A 17,924-nucleotide genomic window follows, 5' to 3' on the forward strand; every position below is an offset into this window, starting at 1 on the left:
ATGATCATCAATCGTTTCGGCGCGGTCGCAGCGGTCCACGGGGGCCGTCCGGCGCTTCTCGGTGAGACCCACGAGGTCGGTTACGCCGAGTTGGCCGGTGCGGCCGGCGGGTACGCGGCCGTGCTCGTCGCCGCCGGCTTCCGACCCGGCGACCGCATCGCGCTGCTCACCACGCACGGCGCGCCGACCGTCGCCGCGCTGCTCGGCACGCTCGCCGCCGGATGCGCGTACGTGCCGCTGGACCCGGGCTTCCCGGTCGCCCGGCTGCGACACATGGTCGCCGCCGCCGGGGTCACCGCCGTGGCGTGCGCCGCCGAGCACCGTGAGCTGGCCCGTGAGCTGGCCGACGGGCGTCTCGTGGTGCCGCTGGACGAGGTGCCGCCGGCTCCGCTGCGACCGGTACCGGTCGACCCGGACGCGCTGGCGTACGTGCTGTTCACCTCCGGCTCCACCGGCGTGCCCAAGGCGGTCGGGCAGACCCACCGCAACCTGGCCCACGTCGTCGACAACCAGATCGAGGCGCTCGGCGTCGGCCCGGCGGACCGGCTCAGCCTGCTCGCCTCGTTCAGCTTCGACGCCGCCATCCCCGACCTCTACCCGGCGCTGCTCACCGGCGCCGCGGTCGTCCCGGTCGACCTGCGCCGGCAGGGCCTGGCGTACGCGGTCGAGCAGCTCGACCGGCACCGGACCACCGTGCTGCACGGCACGCCCACCGTCTACCGGTACCTGCTCGACACGCTCGGCGAGCGCCGGCTGACCTCGGTGCGCGCGGTGCTGCTCGGCGGCGAGCAGGTCACCTGGGCCGACGCCGCGCGCGGCCGGGACCGGTTCGCCCCCGACTGCGTGCTGGTCAACGGCTACGGCGCGACCGAGATGACGTTCGCGGCCCGGCACCTGCTGCCCCTGTCCGAGGTGGACCCGGACGCCGTCGGGCCGCTGCCGGTCGGCACCGCGTTCCCCGGCTACCGGCTCGACCTCGACCCGGACACCGGCGAGATCGTGGTCCGCAGCCGGCACCTCGCGCCCGGCTACCTCAACCAGGACAGCGACCGCTTCGCCATCGACGACGGCGGCGTGCGGTCGTACCGCACCGGCGACCTCGGCCGGCGACTGCCCGGCGGGGAGCTGGTCTGCCTGGGCCGGCTCGACCGGCAGGTCAAGGTGCGCGGGCACCGGGTGGAGCTGACCGAGATCGAGGCCGTGCTCGCCGACCGGCCCGGTGTGGCCGGCGTCCGCGCCATCGCCCGCGACGGCGAGCTGCTGGCGTACGTCCGGCCGGCCGGCGCCCGACCCGACCCGGCCGCGTTGCGGGCGGCCCTGGCCGCCGCCCTGCCCGACTACGCCGTGCCCCGCGCGGTGGTCGTGGTCGACGACTTCCCGCTCACCGTCAGCGGCAAGGTCGACGAGCGGGCGCTGCCCGACCCGGCCACCGAGGTGCCCGCCGAGGCGGCCCCGGCCACCGACACCGAACGCGCCGTGCACGACATCTGGTGCGCGGTGCTCGGCCGCCCGGCGGTCGGCCGCACCGACAGCTTCTTCGACGTGGGCGGGCAGTCGCTGCTGCTGGGCCGGGTGCAGCAGCGGATCGCCGAGCGCTTCGGCGTACGACTGCCGATGCTGCGCCTGTTCGACCATCCCACCGTCGCCGCCCAGGCCGCACTGCTCGACGCCCCGCCCGAGGCGGTCCGCGCCCCGCTGCTGCCCGCGCCCGCCGCGCCGCCGCGCGCGGCCCGCGACCACACCGGCGACGAGATCGCCGTGGTCGGGCTCGCCGGCCGCTTCCCCGGCGCGCCCGACGTGGCGACGTTCTGGTGGAACCTGTGCACCGGGGTGGACTCCGTGCACGACCACACCGACGAGGAGCTGGCCGCGCTCGGCGTCGGGCCGCGGCTGCGCGCCGACCCCCGCCACGTCCGCGCCGCCGGCCGGCTCGACGGGGTGACCGACTTCGACGCCGAGTTCTTCTCCTTCGGCGCCGACGAGGCGGCCCGCACCGACCCCCAGCACCGCCTCTTCCTGGAGACCGCGTGGGAGGCGCTGGAGGACGCCGGGCACGACCCGCGCCGCTTCCCGGGCCTGGTCGGCGTCTACTCCGCCACCTCCGCCAACCGGTACTTCCTGTTCCACCTGATGGACAACCCGGCCGTGGTCGGCGACGTCGACCCGGACGACTGGGAGGCGCGGCTCGTCGGCCGGCAGTTCACCGACCACCTGCCCGGTCAGGTGGCCTACCGGCTCGGCCTGACCGGGCCCGCGCTGGCCGTGCAGAGCGCCTGCTCCAGCTCACTGGTCGCGGTCTGCCTGGCCGCGCAGAGCCTCGCCGACTACCAGTGCGACCTCGCCCTGGCCGGCGGCGCCACGGTCATGTGGCCCCGGCACCGGGCCACCCCCGGCGGGCTCGCCTCGCCCGACGGCCGGTGCCGCGCCTTCGACGAGGCCGCCGACGGCTCCGGCTTCGGCTCCGGCGCGGGCGTGGTCGCGCTGCGCCGGCTCGCCGACGCGCAGGCCGACGGCGACCGGATCTACGCGATCCTGCCCGGCTGGGCGGTCACCAACGACGGCTCGGACCGGGCCGGTTTCGCCGTGCCCGGCCCGACCGGGCAGGCCGCCGCCGTGGCCAACGCGCTCGCCACCGCCGAGGTCGCCCCCGGCGAGGTCCGCTTCGTCGAGGGCCACGGCAGCGGCACCCCGCTCGGCGACGCCATCGAGGTGGCCGCGCTGCACGAGGTGTACGCCGGCGTCGCGCCCGCCGGCACCTGCGCGCTCGGCTCGGTGAAGACGAACATCGGTCACCTCGACGCCGCCGCCGGCATCGCCGGGCTGATCAAGACCGTGCTCGCCGTCCGCCACGGCGTGATCCCGCCGAACCTGCACTTCACCCGCCCGCACCCGGAGATCGACCTGGCCGCCGGCCCGTTCTACGTGCCGACCAAGGCCCGGGACTGGCCGGACGGCGGACGCCGGGTGGCCGGCGTGAGCGCGTTCGGCCTCGGCGGCACCAACGCCCACGTGGTGGTGGAGCAGCCGCCGCCGGTCGAGCCGGTCGACCCGCCCGGCGACGGGCCGTGGCTGCTGCCGGTCTCCGCGCGTACCCCGGTGGCCTTGCGGGCCGCGCTGGCCCGGCTGCGGGCCCACCTGGCCGGAGCCGCGCCGGCGCTGCCCGAGGTGGCCGCCACGCTGGCGCTCGGCCGGCGGCCGTTCGCCCACCGGGCGGCCGTGGTCGCCGCCGACCTGCCCGCCGCGCTGTCCGCGCTCGACGTGCTGCTCGACACCGACGCCCGGACGGCCGGCGACGCCGGGCCGGTGCGCGAGCTGGCCGCGGACTGGGTCGCCGGGCGCGACGTCGACTGGGACGCCCTGCACCCCGAGGGCGCCGTCCGGCGCACCGGGCTGCCCACCTACCCGTTCCAGCGCCGCCGGCACTGGATCGACCCTGTGCAGAGAGGCCCGCGGTGAACTGGTTCGTCTCCACCGGAAGCCGACCCGAGGCGCCGATGCGGTTGTTCTGCCTGCCCTACGCCGGCGCGGGCGCCAGCGCGTTCCGGCGCTGGCCGGCCGCGTTCGACCCGGGCGTCGAGGTGCTGCCGGTGCAGTTGCCCGGCCGGGAGAACCGGATCACCGAGGACCCCCGCTTCTCCGTCGCCGACGTGGCCGACGCCATCGCCTCCCGGGTCGACCGCCCGTACGCGATCTACGGTCACTCGATGGGTGGCCGCCTCGGCTTCGAGGTGGTGCGGGAGCTGCGCCGTACCGGCCGGCCGCTGCCGCTGCGGCTCTACGTCGGCGGCGCCCGCGCCCCGCACGTCGCCGCGCCGGGGCTCTTCGACGGGTTGTCCCGCGCCGACGACGAGGAGCTGCTGCGCCGCCTCGGCGACGGCGGCGGCCTCCCCGCCGAGCTGCTCGACCACCCGGAGCTGGTGGAGCTGCTGCTGCCGTTGCTGCGGGCCGACTTCGGCCGGGTGGACGACTACCGCTACCTCCCCGGCGAGCCGCTGCCGGTGCCGATCGTCGCGTTCGCCGGCCACCAGGACCGGGCGGTCACCCGCGAGCAGAGCGCGGCCTGGGCGGAGCACACCGCCGCCGGGTTCACCCTGCACGAGCTGCCCGGCGGGCACTTCTTCCTGCACGACCGGCTCGCCGAGCTGGTCGCGCTGATTCGGGCCGACCTGACGGCGGGCGCCGCGACCGCGCCGGACGCGGAGACCGCCGGGCCCGGCACCCCGACCACCCGCGCCGCGACACCGGGCGCGGGTCCGGCACCGGTGCGCGCCGCCGGCCGCGGGACCGCCGGCGGTGCGCACCGGGTGCCGCTGGGCGACACCGGCTGGTCGGTGTGGCGCGACGCGATGCTGCGGACCACCGGTTTCCCCGCCGACGGGCTGGAGCTGTTGAGCGCGCCACGGGCCGCGGCGGCCGCCGACGAGCTGCTCGCCACCGGCACCGGCGAGGACCGCTTCGACAAGGAGTTCGACGAGGCGGTGCGCGCCGCGGCCGAGCGGATCGGCGCGCTGGCCGCCGATCCGCTGCTGCGCGAGGCGGTCACCTGGCAGAACCGGGGCGCCCTGGTCGCGCTGGACGGGCTGGTGCGCGGCGGCGCCGACGCGCCCCGCAACGTGCGCCGGCGGGACCGGGAACGGGCGCTGCTCAAGTACTGGCAGCGCTACTGCGGTAAGAACGAGACGGTCGGCTTCTTCGGGCCGAGCTGCTGGGTCACCGTCGACCCCGACCAGCCGGAGGTTGCCCGGGTCAACCCTGGTGACCGGCTGACCCGGCGGCGCTGGGTGTGGTTCGAGTCCTGGGCGCTGACCGCGTACGCCGACCGGATCGGCGCGGACCTGGCGGTCCGCCGCTGGTGGCCGCCGGCGCTGCGGCCCCACCTGGCGATCCGGAACCGGGTCGTGCTGCGGCCCGGCCGCCCGCCGCTGACGCTGACCCCGGTCGAGGCGGCGTTGCTGCGCGCCGCCGACGGGCGCCGCGCCGCCGCGGACCTGGTCGCCGACCCGGCGATCGGGCTGCGCCGGCCGGAGGACGGCTACGCGCTGCTCGACCGGCTGGTGGAACGGGAGCTGGTCACCTGGGACGCGGCGCTGCCGGTGAGCCCGGACGCCGAGCGGGTGCTGGCCGACCGGATCGCCGCGATCGGCGACGAGCCGGCCCGCGCCGTCGCCCGGGCCGGCTTCGACCGGCTGCGCGCCGCCCGCGACGCGGTGGCCGGCGCGGCCGGCGACCCGGCGTCGCTGCGCGCCGCGCTGGACACCCTCGACGCCACGTTCACCGAGCTGACCGGCGCGCCCGCGGTGCGCCGCGCCGGCCAGATGTACGCCGGCCGCACCATCTGCTACGAGGACACCGCCCGCGACCTGGACGTGGTCTTCGGCGCCCCGCTGCTGGCCGAGCTGGCCGCGCCGCTGGACGTGCTGATGCGCGCCGCCCGCTGGCTGGCCAACGCGCTCGCCGAGGCCTACCTCCAGGTGCTGCGCGGCCTGCACGACGAGCTGCGCGCCGAGTCCGGCGGCCCGGTGGCGCTGGCCGACCTGTGGTTCCTGGCCCAGGGCCTGTTCTGGGGCGGCGGCGAGCGGCCGGTCGACGCGGTCGCGGCCGACTTCGCGGCCCGCTGGGCCGGGCTGTTCGGCCTGGACACGTTGCCCACCGGCGCCACCGGGGTGGAGCTGCGCGCGGCCGACCTCGCCGAGAAGATCGACGCGGTCTTCCCCGGCGCCCGACCGAACTGGTCCAACGCCGCCATGCACAGCCCCGACCTGCAGATCTGCGCCACCGACGAGGCGGCGCTGCGGCGCGGCGACTACACCGTGGTGCTCGGTGAGCTGCACGCCGCCTGGTCGTCGTTCGACTGCGCGGTCTTCACCCCGTCGCACCCGCGGGTGGAGCGGCTGCGCGAGGCGCTGACCGCCGACCTCGGCGAGCGGCGGATCCGGTTGCTCTTCCCGGCCGACTGGCCGCGCCGGACCAGCCGCACCGCCGAGTCGCTGACCGGCCCGACCGACCGCCAACTGGCCTTCCTCGACGCGCCGGGCGCCGACCCGGCGCGGGTGCTGCCCACGGTGGACCTCACCGTCGACGAAACCGACGGCGAGCTGGTCGCCACCGCCTCGGACGGGCAGCGCTGGCCGCTCGCCGAGGTCTTCGCCGAGGCGTTCAGCGCGCACGCCGTGGACGGCTTCAAGCTGGTCGCCGCCGCGCCGTACACGCCGCGGATCACGGTGGACCGGCTGGTGGTGGCCCGGCAGACGTGGCGCACCACGGTGGGCGAGAGCGGCTTGGCCACCGCCACCGGTGAACGGCAGCGGTTCCTGGCCGTCCGGGCCTGGCGTCGCCGGCTCGGCCTGCCCGAGCAGGTCTACGTCAAGTTGGGCACCGAGACCAAGCCCTGCTTCGTGGACCTGGCCGCACCCGGGTTCGCCACCATGCTCTGCGCGCTGGTGCGAGCCGCGCGCGTCGACGGCGGCGACGGCGTCCCGGTCACGGTCAGCGAGATGCTGCCCGCCCCGGAGCTGGCCTGGGTGCCCGACGGCGCGGGCCGCCGCTACTTCAGCGAGCTGCGCCTGCACATCACCGACGCCGGCCGGGAGGACGCGCGATGAGTCACCTGGTGCCCCTGGGCGCGACCGGCTGGTCGGTGTGGCGGGACGTGGTCCTGCGTACCGCCGGGTTCCCGGCCGCCGGGCTGGACCGGTTCGCCGCGCCGGAGTGCGCGGGCGCCGCCGACGCGTTGCTGGCCGGCGTCGGCACCGTCGAGGTGTTCGACAAGACGCTGCGCGAGGCGTTCGCCGAGTCCTCCGCGGTGGCCGGTGAGCTTGCCGCCGACCCGCTGCTGCGCGAGGCCGTGACCTGGCAGAACCCGGACATGCTCATCGCGCTGGACGGCCTGTTGCGTACCGACCCGCAGGTGCGCAACGTGCGCCGGCGCAAGCGGGAGCTGAGCCTGCTGCGGTACTGGCAGCGCTACTGCGGCAAGGCCGAGACCATCGGCTTCTTCGGCCCGGTCTGCTGGGGCACGTTCGACCCGACGGTGCGCGGCGTCCGCACCGTGCCCGGCGCGACGCTGGTGCACCGCCGCCGGGTGTTCTTCGAGGCGTGGGCGCTGATCGCGTACGCCGACCGGCTCGCCGACGACCTGGCGGTGCGCCGCTGGTGGGCGCCGGCGCTGCAGCCGCACCTCACCGTGGTCGGCCGGGAGCTGCGCTGGCCGCTGCACCCGCCGATCGCGCTGACCCCGGTCGAGGCCCGGCTGCTCGCCGCCGCCGACGGGCGCACGCCGGCGGTGGAGCTGGCCGGGCGGCTGTGCGCCGAGGGCGTGGTGCACGGTGCCGACGACGTCTACCTGCTGCTCGACCGGTGGGTCGAACGCGGCCAGCTGAGCTGGGGCGCGAACCTGCCGATCGCCCCGGACGCCGAGGCGGTGCTCACCGCCCGGATCGCCGCCATCGGCGACGAGCCGGTCCGCGCCGCGACGGCGGCGGAGTTCGACCGGCTCCGGGCGGCCCGCGACGAGGTGGCGGCCGCGGCCGGCGACCCGGACCGGCTCGGCGCCGCGCTCGCCGCGCTCAACGCCGGTTTCACCGCGGTCACCGGACGCCCGGCCACCCGCAACAGCGGACAGATGTACGCCGCCCGCACCGTCTGCTACGAGGAGACCGCCCGCGACCTGGAGTTCCGGATCGGCTCGGCGGTCACCGACGCGCTCGCCGAACCCCTCGCGGTGGTGCTGCGCACCGCCCGCTGGTTCACCGTGCAGGTCGCCGAGCGCTGCGGCGAACTCTTCACCGAGCTGCACGAGGAGCTGGCCGCCGGCGGCGAGCCGGTGCGGCTTGCCGACCTGTGGCTGCTGGCCCAGGGCACGCTGATCGCCCCGGACGGCCCGATCGGCCGGGCCGGGACGGCGCTCACCGAGCGGTGGGCCGAGCTGTTCGGCCTGCGCGACCTGCCCGCCGGGCAGGCGGAGCTGCGGGTACGCGCGGCGGACCTGGCCGAGCGGGTGCGGGAGCTGTTCCCGGCCGAGACCCCCGGCTGGCCGTCGGCCCGGCTGCACAACCCGGACGTCCAGCTCAGCGCCGCGTCACCGGACGCGGTCGAGCGGGGCGACTTCCTGCTCGTGCTCGGCGAGCTGCACCCCGCCTCGGTCGCCTTCGACAGCGCGGTGCTCAGCCCGTTCCACCCCGACCCGGCCGCGCTGCGCGCCGACCTCGACGCCGACCTCGGCCCGGCCCGGCTGCGGGTGCTCTGGCCGGACAGCTTCCCCCGCCGGACCACCCGCACCACGTACGCGCTGACCGGCCCGGCGGACCGCCAGCTCGGCATCGACACCGCGCACGGCGCCGACGTGGACCGGCTGGTCCCGGCCACCGCGGTGGTGGTGGAACGGGCCGGCGACCGGCTCACCGCGGTCTTCCCGGACGGCGCCCGCTGGCCGCTGATGGAGGTCTTCGCCACCCTGCTCGGCTCGCTGCTGCTGGACGCGTTCAAGCTGTTCGGCGCCACGCCGCACACGCCCCGGATCACCATCGACCGGCTGGTGGTGGCCCGGCGTACCTGGCGCACCACGGCCGGCGCGTGCGGGCTGGGCGGCCACCCCGACGAGAGCGCCCGCTACCTGGCGGTGCGCCGCTGGCGGGCGGCCACCGGCCTGCCCGAGCGGGTGTTCGTCAAGGTGGGCACCGAGATCAAACCCTGCTACGTGGACCTGACCGGTCCGCTGTACGCGCAGTCGCTGTGCGCCATGGTGGACGCCGCGCTGCGCACCGGCGCGGACGTGCCGGTGGTGGTCTCCGAGCTGTTGCCCGCCCCCACCGCGGCCTGGGTGCCCGACGCCCGGGGCCGCGGCTACGTCAGCGAACTCCGCCTCCAGATCACCGATCCGGCCGAGCACCTGGGAGCACACCGGTGACCGACACCCTGACCGTCAGCGCCGCCTCCGGGGCGGACCTGCCCTGGCCGGACGCCACCCTCGCCGACCTGATCACCGACCGGGCCGCCCGGGTGCCGGACGCGGTGGCGGTGCGCCAGTGGGACAGCCGGCTCACCTACCGGCAACTCGTCGAACGGGCCGCCGGGGTGGCCGCCGCGCTGCGCGAGCACGGCGTCGGCCGCGGCGACCGGGTCGGCGTGTGCGGCGCGCGCACCCCCGACCTGGTGGTGACCGTGGTCGGCGTGCTGCTGGCCGGCGCCGCGTACGTGCCGCTGGAGCCGGGCGGCCCGCGTGACCGGCTGCGCGAGATCGCCCGGGACGCCGGCGTGCGGGTGGTGGTCGGCGACGCGGCGGCGGCCGAGTTCGGCGACGAGCCCGGCGTCGAGGCGCTCGGCCTGCCCGGCCCGGCCCCGCTCGCGCCCTGCCCGGCGCGTCCCGGCGACCCGGCGTACGTGCTGTTCACCTCCGGCTCCACCGGCCGCCCCAAGGGCGTGCTCACCACCCACCGCAACGCGGTCGAGTTCGTCACCGGGGTGAGCGCGCTGACCGGCGCCGACGCGTCGGTGCGCAGCCTCGGCATCGCCTCGCTCGGGTTCGACGCGGCCACCATGGACCTGTTCGTGCCGCTGTCCCTCGGCGGCGCGGTGCAGCTGCTCGGCGCCGACGACCGGTCCGACCCGGCGCGGCTGGCCCGGTTCGTCGCCGCGCACGAGGTGACCTGGGGCTTCATCACCCCGACCGTGCTCGCCCTGCTCGACCCGGCGGACGCGCCGTCGTGGCGGGTGCTGCTCTGCGGCGGCGAGGCGGTCCCGGCCGAGCTGGTGGCCCGCTGGGCGCCCGGCCGGCGCTTCCTCAACGGCTACGGGCCGACCGAGACCACCGTGCTGGCGGTCAGCGGCGACCTCACCCCGGCCGACGCCGACCCGGTGCCGATCGGCCGGCCGCTGCCCAACCACCGCGCCTACGTGGTCGACGCGGACCTGCGGCCGGTGCCGCCGGGGGAGACCGGCGAGCTGCTGATCGGCGGGCCGGGGCTGGCCGACGGCTACCTCAACCGGCCCGCGCTGACCGCCGAGCGGTTCGTGCCGGACGAGTTCGGCGCGGTTCCCGGCCAGCGGCTCTACCGCACCGGTGACCTGGTCCACCAGGCGCCGGACGGCCGGATCGTCTACCTGGGCCGGGCCGACCGGCAGGTCAAGGTGCGCGGCCAGCGGATCGAGCTCGGCGAGGTCGAGGCGGTGCTGGCCGCCCACCCGGGCGTCGAGCGTGCCGCCGTGGAGGCCGTGCCCGGCCCGGCCGGCACCGAACTGGTCGCGTTCCTCAGCCCGGCCGGGGCGCCGGACGACGACGTGCTGCGGGCGTACGCCGAGCAGCGGCTGACCGCCGCGATGCTGCCGGCCCGGACGCTGCGGCTGGCCGCGTTGCCGGTCAGCCCGACCACCGGCAAGCTGGACCGGCCGGCGTTGCGCGAGCTGGCCACCGCCGCCGCGCCGGCGGCCGACACCCCCGACGACGGTGACCCGGTCGAGGCCACCGTCCGGCGACTCTGGACCCGGCTGCTCGGCGCCGCCCCGGCCCCGGACAGCGACTTCCTCGCCGCCGGCGGCAACAGCATCGCCGCGATGCGGCTGGTCGCCGCGCTCCGCGCGGAGACGGGCCGGCAGGTGGACACCCGGGTGCTGTTCACCGACCGCACGTTCGCCGCGCTGGTGGGGCGGGTCCGCGCCGCCGATCCGGCCGGCGGCGACGGGCTGCGCACCGGCAACCCGCCCACGCTCTCCCCGCCGCAGCGACGGCTGTGGTTCATGGACCAGCTCGCCCCGTCCAGCGCGCCCTACAACATCGCCGTCGCGCACCGGCTGCGCGGGCCGCTCGACGTCACCGCGCTCGGCGCCGCGCTGCGCGTGGTGGTCGAACGGCACGACGTGCTGCGCTGGCGCATCGCGCAGCAGGGCGGCGTGCCGTACGCGGTCCGCGAGGAACCGACCGACGTGGCCGTGCCGGTGGTCGACCTGACCGCCGCCGCCGACCCGGACACCGAGCTGACGAGCATGCTCGCGGCCGGCGCCGGGCACGCGTTCGACCTGGCCACCGGGCCGCCCTGGCAGGTGACCGTGTACCGGCTCGCGGCCGAGGAGCATGTGCTCGCGGTGACCGTGCACCACGCGGTCTTCGACGGCTGGTCCGAGGCGCTGCTCTACGACGAGCTGGCCGCCGCGTACGACCGCGCGCTCGGCCGGCCGACGCCGGGCCGCCCACCGCTGCCCGCCACGTACGCCGACTACGCGGTCTGGCGGGAGGACCGTGACCGGCGCCGGGGCGAGGCCGACCTGGCCTGGTGGACCGGGCACCTGGCCGGCGCGCCGACCGTGTTGGAGCTGCCCCGCGACCGCCCCCGCCCGGCCGTGCAGACGTACGCCGGCGCGGAGGCCGCGGTCCGGCTGGACGCCGCCGCCGACCGGGCGGTGCGCGACCTGGCCGCCCGGCGTGGCACCACGGTCGCGGCCGTGCTGCTGGCCGGCTTCGGCGAGCTGCTGCGCCGGCTCACCGGTGGCGACGACCACGTGCTCGGCGCGATCGTCGCGGACCGGCGGCTGGCCGCGTTCGACGAGGTGATCGGCTTCTTCATCGACACCGTGCCGGTGCGGGTGCGCGCCGGCGGCAGCTTCGCCGAGCAGGTCGACCGGTGCGCCACCGAGCTGCACGAGGTCACCACGCATCCGGGCGCCCCGCTGGAACGCATCGTCGAGGCGCTCGGCGTCGGCCGGGACACCTCCCGCGCCCCGCTGGTGCAGGTGCTGTTCAACGTGCTCAACTTCGTCCCGCCCCGGCTGGCGCTGGCCGACCTGACCGTCGACCCGGTGCCGGTACCGAAGCCCGGGTCGCCGTTCGACCTCACCGTCTACGTGGTGGAGTCCGACGGCCGCGCCGGCGTCGAGGTGGTGCACAACCCGGACCTGTTCGAGGCCGACCGGATCTCCGCGCTCCTGGCCGACCTGGCCGCGCTGGTCGGCGCGCTCGCCGCCGACCCGGACGCGCCGGCCGGCGAGGTGGCGGCCGAGCTGCCCCGCCCGGCGGTACGGGTGGCCGCGCTCGGCGCGATGACCGTGGTCGCCGCCGAGGCGGCCCGGGCGTCGCTGCCCGCCGGCCCGGACGCGCTCACCGCGACCGAGGAGCTGATCGCCGGCATCTGGCGGGACGTGCTCGGTCGGGACACCGTCGGCGTCGCCGACAACTTCTTCGACATCGGCGGCCACTCGATGGCGCTCGCCGCGGTGCACGCCCGGCTCACCGAGGCCACCGGCCGCTCGATCACCATGCTCGACCTGTTCCGCCACCCGACCGTGCGGGCGCTCGCCGCGAACCTCGACGGCGCCGCCGAGCGGCCGGAGCTGGCCCGTGCCGCGCTGCGCGCCGCCGCCCGGCGGGGCCGCGCCCGCCGTACCCCGCCTCCCCGCCGACCTCACCAGCCGTGATGCCGCAACCGCTTGCGAATGAAGGACGACCTCCCATGCAGAACGACATTCCCGCCGCCGACGACGGCATCGAACCCATCGCCATCGTCGGGCTGGCCGCCCGCCTGCCCGGCGCGGCCGACGTCGACGAGTTCTGGCGCAACCTGGTCGACGGCGTGGAGTCGACGACCGAGCTGACCCGCGAGGAGCAGCTCGCCCGCGGCGCCACCGCCGACGAGGTCGACGACCCCAGCTGGGTGAACCGGGCCCCGCTGGTCGACGGCTACGACGAGTTCGACGCCGGCCTGTTCGGGATGACCGCCCGCGAGGCCGAGATCACCGACCCGCAGCACCGGCTGTTCCTGGAGAGCTGCTACACCGCGTTGCAGGACGCCGGCTACGACCCGGGCCGCTACGACGGCGCGGTCGGGGTGTACGCCGGCACCGGCGGCACGACCTACCTGAACCGCTACGTGCTGCGCAACAAGCGGGTCGGGGGCAGCCCGCACGGCGCGGTCTCCATCGCCACCGGCAACTCGCCGAACTACGTGGCCACCAACGCCTCGTACCGGCTGGACCTGCGCGGCCCGAGCCTGACCGTGCACACCGCCTGCTCCACCTCGCTTGTCGCGTTCCACCTCGCCTGCGAGGCGCTGCGCAACGGCGAGTGCGACATGGCGCTGGCCGGCGGCGTCAACATCGAGCTGCCGCACGCCGGCTACCTCGGCATGGACGGCTTCACCTCGCCGGACGGGCGGTGCCGGCCGTTCGACGCGAGCGCGAACGGCACGGTGTGGGGCAGCGGCGTCGGCGTCACCCTGCTCAAGCGCCTCTCCGACGCGATCGCCGACGGGGACACCGTCCGGGCCGTGGTGCTCGGCAACGCGATCAACAACGACGGCGCCGGGAAGGTCGGCTTCACCGCCCCCAGCATCGACGGGCAGATGGAGGCCGTGGCACAGGCCGTCGGGCTGGCCGGGATCGACCCGCGCAGCATCAGCTACGTCGAGGCGCACGGCACCGGCACCGCGCTCGGCGACCCGATCGAGATCGCCGCGCTCTCCGCCGTCTACACCAGGGACACCGACGAGCGGGGCTGGTGCGGCATCGGCTCGGTGAAGTCCAACATCGGCCACCTCAGCCAGCCCTCCGGCATCGTCAGCGTGATCAAGACGGTGCTCGCGATGGAACACGGGCTGATCCCGCCGACCATCAACTACGAGACGCCGAACCCGGCCATCGACTTCGCCGACACCCCGTTCTACGTGGCGAACACGCTGACCAAGTGGGACGCCGACGGCGGGCCGCGCCGGGCCGGGGTCAGCTCGTTCGGCATCGGCGGCACCAACGCGCACGTGGTCCTGGAGGAGGCGCCGGCGGCGTACCGGTCCGAGCGGCGGGTCCGCCCGGCGCACCTGCTCCAGGTGTCGGCGAAGACCCCCACCGCGCTGGACGCCGCGGTGCGCGACCTCGCCGACCACCTGGAGCGCGCCACCGCCGGCGGCCCGGACCTGCTCGCCGACGTGGCGCACACGCTGCGCGTCGGCCGCCAGCGGTACGCGCACCGTGCCGCCGTGGTCGCCGGCGACCCGCAGGCCGCCGCCGCCGCGCTGCGCGACCGGCGCAAGGCGCACCGGGGCGTCGTCGACGGGCCCGCCCCCCGGGTGGCCTTCCTGTTCAGCGGCCAGGGCTCGCAGTACGCCGGGATGGGCGCCGAGCTGTACGCCGAGGACCGGGTGTTCGCGGCCGCCGTGGACGAGTGCGCCGAGCTGCTCCGCGGCGACCTGGGCCTGGACATCCGGGACCTGATCCTCGGCCGGGATCCGGAGGCGGCGGCGAAGCTCACCGAGACCCGCTGGACCCAGCCGGCCCTGTTCACCGTCGAGTACGCGCTCGCGGCCGCGTGGCGCGCCGCCGGGGTCATCCCGGCCGCGATGATCGGCCACTCCATCGGCGAGTACGTGGCCGCCACCCTCGCCGGGGTGCTCGACCTTCCCGACGCGCTGCGGGTGGTGGCCGCCCGCGGCCGGCTCATGCACGCCCTGCCGGCCGGGTCCATGCTGGCCGTGACGCTTGACGAGTCGGCGGTGGCCGACCGGCTGCCCGAGGGCCTGTCGGTGGCCACCGTGAACGGCCCCGGCACCTGTGTGGTGGCCGGCGGGACCGCGCTGGTCGAGGCGTTCGCGGAGAGCCTGGGCGGCAGGAACAAGTCCAAGCTGCTGCGTACCTCGCACGCCTTCCACTCGCCGATGATGGACCCGATCCTGGACGAGTTCACCGCGCTGATGGCGAGCGTGCCGCTGCGCCCGCCGGCCGCGCCGTTCGTGTCCAACGTGACCGGCACCTGGATCACCGACGCGCAGGCCACCGATCCGGCGTACTGGGCGGCGCACCTGCGCCGGCCGGTCCGTTTCGGCGCGTGCGTGGCCACCCTGCTCGCCGAGGGCACCTGGGCGCTCGTCGAGTGCGGCCCGGGCCGGCAGCTGGCCAACCTGGCCCGGATGCAGGTCGCCAAGGCCGGCGAGGCGCAGCGCGCGCTCACCCCGTTGGGCAGCCTGCCCGGGCCGGGGGAGCCCACCGGCGACCTGGCCACGCTGCTCGGCACCGCCGGCGCGCTCTGGTGCGCCGGTGCGCCGGTGGACCTGGCCGTCGACCCGGAGGCGCGGCGGGTGCCGCTGCCCACGTACCCGTTCGAGCGGCGCCGCTACTGGGTCGACCCGGACCCGGTGCGGGAGGAGGCCGCGGCCCTGGCCGAGACCGGCCCCCGCCCGCTGCCGGAGTGGTTCGCCGTGCCGGTGTGGCGGCAGGCGGCGCCGGCCCGCGCGGTCGAGCCGCTCGGCCGCTGCCTGGTGCTGGCCGACGGCCCGCGCGGCGACGCGCTCGTCGCCGCGTTGCGGGCCGCCGGCGACGACCCGGTCGAGGTACGCGCCGGCGGCGCGTTCACCGCCACCGCGACCGGCTTCCGGCTGCGCCCCGGCGCGCGGGAGGACGCCGAGGCGCTTGTCGCCGCGCTCGGCGCGGACCTGCCCCGGCGGATCGTGCACGCGTTCGCGCTCGACGGCGAGCCGGCCGGCACCGACGTGGCCGCCGCCTGGGCCGCCCAGGAGCGTGGCTTCTTCGGCGCGCTGCACCTGGTGCAGGCGCTCGCCGGCGCCGGCCTGACCGCCGACGAGGCGGGCGTCCGCCTCGACCTGGTCACCGCCGGCATCGGCGACGTGCGCGGCGACGACCTGGTCCGGCCGGAGCACGCCACGCTGGCCGGGTTGGCCCGGGTGCTCCCGGTCGAGCTGCCCGGCCTCACCGTCCGGTTGCTCGACGGCGACCCCGCCGCGCGCGGTGTGGCCGCCCTCGCGGTGGAGCTGCGCAGCCCGGTCGACCCGGAGCACCCGGAGGTGGCGCTGCGCCGCGACCGGCGCTGGGTGGCCGGCTACGAGCAGGTCACCGTGGCCGCCGAGGACGAGCCGGGCGTGCTGCGCGAGGAGGGCCGCTACCTGATCACCGGCGGTCTCGGTGGCATCGGCGTCACCCTGGCCGAGGACTTCGCCCGCCGGGCCCGCGCCAAGCTGGTGCTGCTGGCCCGCTCCGGCCTGCCCGGGCGGGACGACTGGGACGCGCACCTGGCGGTGCACGGCGGCGCCGACCGGGCCGGCCGGGCCATCGCGGCGATCCGCCGGATGGAGGCCGCCGGGGCGGAGGTGCTGGTGCTCGCCGCCGACGTCACCGACGCGGCGGACCTGCGTCGGGTGCGCGCCGAGGCGGAGCGCCGCTTCGGCGGGCTGGACGGCATCGTGCACGCCGCCGGCCTGCCCGGCGGTGGCATGGCCGAGGTGAAGGAGCGGGCCGAGGCGGAGCGGGTGCTGGCGCCGAAGCTCGCCGGCACGCTCGCGCTGGCCCAGGTCTTCGGTGACCTGCCGCTGGACTTCGTGGCGCTCTGCTCCTCGATCACCGCGGTGATCGGCGGCTTCGGTCAGGTCGACTACTGCGCCGCGAACAACGTGCTGGACGCCCTCGCCCGCTCCGGCGCCGGTTTCCGGGCGCCTGTGGTGTCGCAGAACTGGGGCGGCTGGGCCGAGGTCGGCATGGCGGTGGAGACCGCCGCGCCGGCCGCGTTCCGGGCCGCCGGGCGGGACACCGTGACCAGCCCGGTCACCCACCCGGTGCTGACCACCATGGTCGCCGGGCCGGACGGCACGGTGCTGCACGGCCTGGTCGCGGCGGACACCCACTGGCTGCTCGACGAGCACCGGATCGGCGGGGTGCCGGTGGTGCCCGGCACCGCCCACCTGGAGTCGGTGCGCGCCGCGGTGGTCGCCGCGCTGCCCGCGCCGGCGCCGGACGCCGCGGTGGAGCTGCGCGACGTGGTCTTCCTGGAGCCGTTCTCGGTGCCGGACGGGACCGTCGCCCAGTACCGGGTGGAGCTGGCCCCGGCCGAGGACGGGGTGGACTTCACGGTGGCCAGCCTCGCCGCCGGCCGGTTGCGCACGCACGTGCGCGGCACGGCCGGTTGGACCACCGAGTCCGCGCCACCGGCCGCTCCGGCCGAGGTGGCCGGCCGGCGGGTCGACGACGACGCCTCGTTCGGGCGCGGGCGCACCAGCATGCTCACGTTCGGGCCGCGCTGGGCCGCCCTCGCCGAGCACCACCTCGGCGAGGGGGAGGAGCTGGCCCGGGTGCAGGCGCCCGCCGCGGCGCTGGGCGACCTGCCCGCCTGGGGGCTGCATCCGGCGCTGCTCGACGTGGCCACCGCGTTCGGCCGCGGTCAGGGCGCCGGCACCTACCTGCCGCTGTCGTACGGGCGGATCGTGGTGCGCGGGGCGTTGCCGGCGCAGTTCCACAGTCACCTGCGGCACCGGCCCGCCGCCACCGACGAGGTGGTCGCCGCCGACCTGTCGCTGCGCGACCCGGACGGTCGGGAGCTGGTCGCGATCAGCGACTTCGTGCTGCGCCGGGTGGACCAGGGCGCGGTCACCGGGAATCTCGCGGAGTCCCCGGCGGCCACCGACGCGCCGGCCCCGGTCACCGAGGACATCCGCCCGGTCGACGGCGCGGAGGCGTTCCGCCGCAGTCTCGGCGCCGGCCTCGGCGCGCAGGTGGTCATCGCCACCCGCACCGTGGCCGACATCCGGCGCCGGGCCGCCCGGGTCACCACGGACAGCCTGGCCGAGGAGACCGACGCCCCGGCCGGCACGCCGGCCACCGGCGGCGGCTCGGCCGCGCCCGGCACCGAGCTGGAGAAGACCATCGCCCAGGTGTGGCGCGACGGCCTCGGCGTCACCGACGTCGGCATCGACGACGACTTCTTCGCCCTCGGTGGCAACTCGCTTGTCGCCGTGCAACTGATCGCCGCGATGCGCAAGGCGACCGGGGTGCGGCTGCCGATGCGCAGCCTCTTCGAGACCCCCACCGTGGCCGGACTGGCGGCCCGGATCGAGGAGCTGCGCGCCGAGGCGCCCGCCGACCGACCGGCCGCCCCGGCGGCGATCCCGGCCATCCCGCGCCTGCCCCGCGGCTGACACCCCCCGACGGAAACAAGGAGACACCGC

At 77.0% G+C, this 17,924-nt stretch carries 5 protein-coding genes; all 5 read left to right on the forward strand.

Going from position 1 to position 17,924, the window contains the following annotated elements:
• Genes ACGFI2_RS25080 through ACGFI2_RS25100 form a run of 5 tightly spaced genes read left to right on the forward strand, consistent with a single transcriptional unit; the run spans nt 1 to nt 17,894 of the window.
• Complete coding sequence (locus ACGFI2_RS25080; RefSeq protein WP_393521278.1) at nt 1-3,456, forward strand: AMP-binding protein; 3,456 nt, start codon at nt 1-3, stop codon at nt 3,454-3,456.
• Complete coding sequence (locus ACGFI2_RS25085; protein ID WP_393521280.1) at nt 3,453-6,602, forward strand: thioesterase domain-containing protein; 3,150 nt, start codon at nt 3,453-3,455, stop codon at nt 6,600-6,602. The genes ACGFI2_RS25080 and ACGFI2_RS25085 overlap by 4 nt, the downstream gene beginning before the upstream one ends.
• The gene (locus ACGFI2_RS25090) at nt 6,599-8,905 is read left to right on the forward strand and encodes a lantibiotic dehydratase (protein ID WP_393521282.1); all 2,307 of its coding nucleotides are present in this window, start codon (nt 6,599-6,601) and stop codon (nt 8,903-8,905) included. The genes ACGFI2_RS25085 and ACGFI2_RS25090 overlap by 4 nt, the downstream gene beginning before the upstream one ends.
• The gene (locus ACGFI2_RS25095) at nt 8,902-12,402 is read left to right on the forward strand and encodes an amino acid adenylation domain-containing protein (protein WP_393521284.1); all 3,501 of its coding nucleotides are present in this window, start codon (nt 8,902-8,904) and stop codon (nt 12,400-12,402) included. Before ACGFI2_RS25090 ends, ACGFI2_RS25095 begins: the two co-directional genes overlap by 4 nt.
• A 35-nt stretch (nt 12,403-12,437) precedes the next feature.
• Nucleotides 12,438-17,894 carry an SDR family NAD(P)-dependent oxidoreductase gene (locus ACGFI2_RS25100; RefSeq protein WP_393521286.1) on the forward strand — a complete coding sequence of 1,819 codons (5,457 nt, stop codon included), beginning with the start codon at nt 12,438-12,440 and terminating at the stop codon, nt 17,892-17,894.
• Nucleotides 17,895-17,924: the final 30 nt, after the last annotated feature.

The organism is Micromonospora sp. NPDC049282, from assembly GCF_043197045.1.
Classification (GTDB): Bacteria; Actinomycetota; Actinomycetes; order Mycobacteriales; family Micromonosporaceae; genus Micromonospora.

Bases quoted from the DNA above. Each gene is read 5' to 3' on its own strand.
- ACGFI2_RS25100 (WP_393521286.1), top strand. From the start codon at position 12,438: ATGCAGAACGACATTCCCGCCGCCGACGACGGCATCGAACCCATCGCC.
- ACGFI2_RS25080 (WP_393521278.1), top strand. From the start codon at position 1: ATGATCATCAATCGTTTCGGCGCGGTCGCAGCGGTCCACGGGGGCCGT.
- ACGFI2_RS25090 (WP_393521282.1), top strand. From the start codon at position 6,599: ATGAGTCACCTGGTGCCCCTGGGCGCGACCGGCTGGTCGGTGTGGCGG.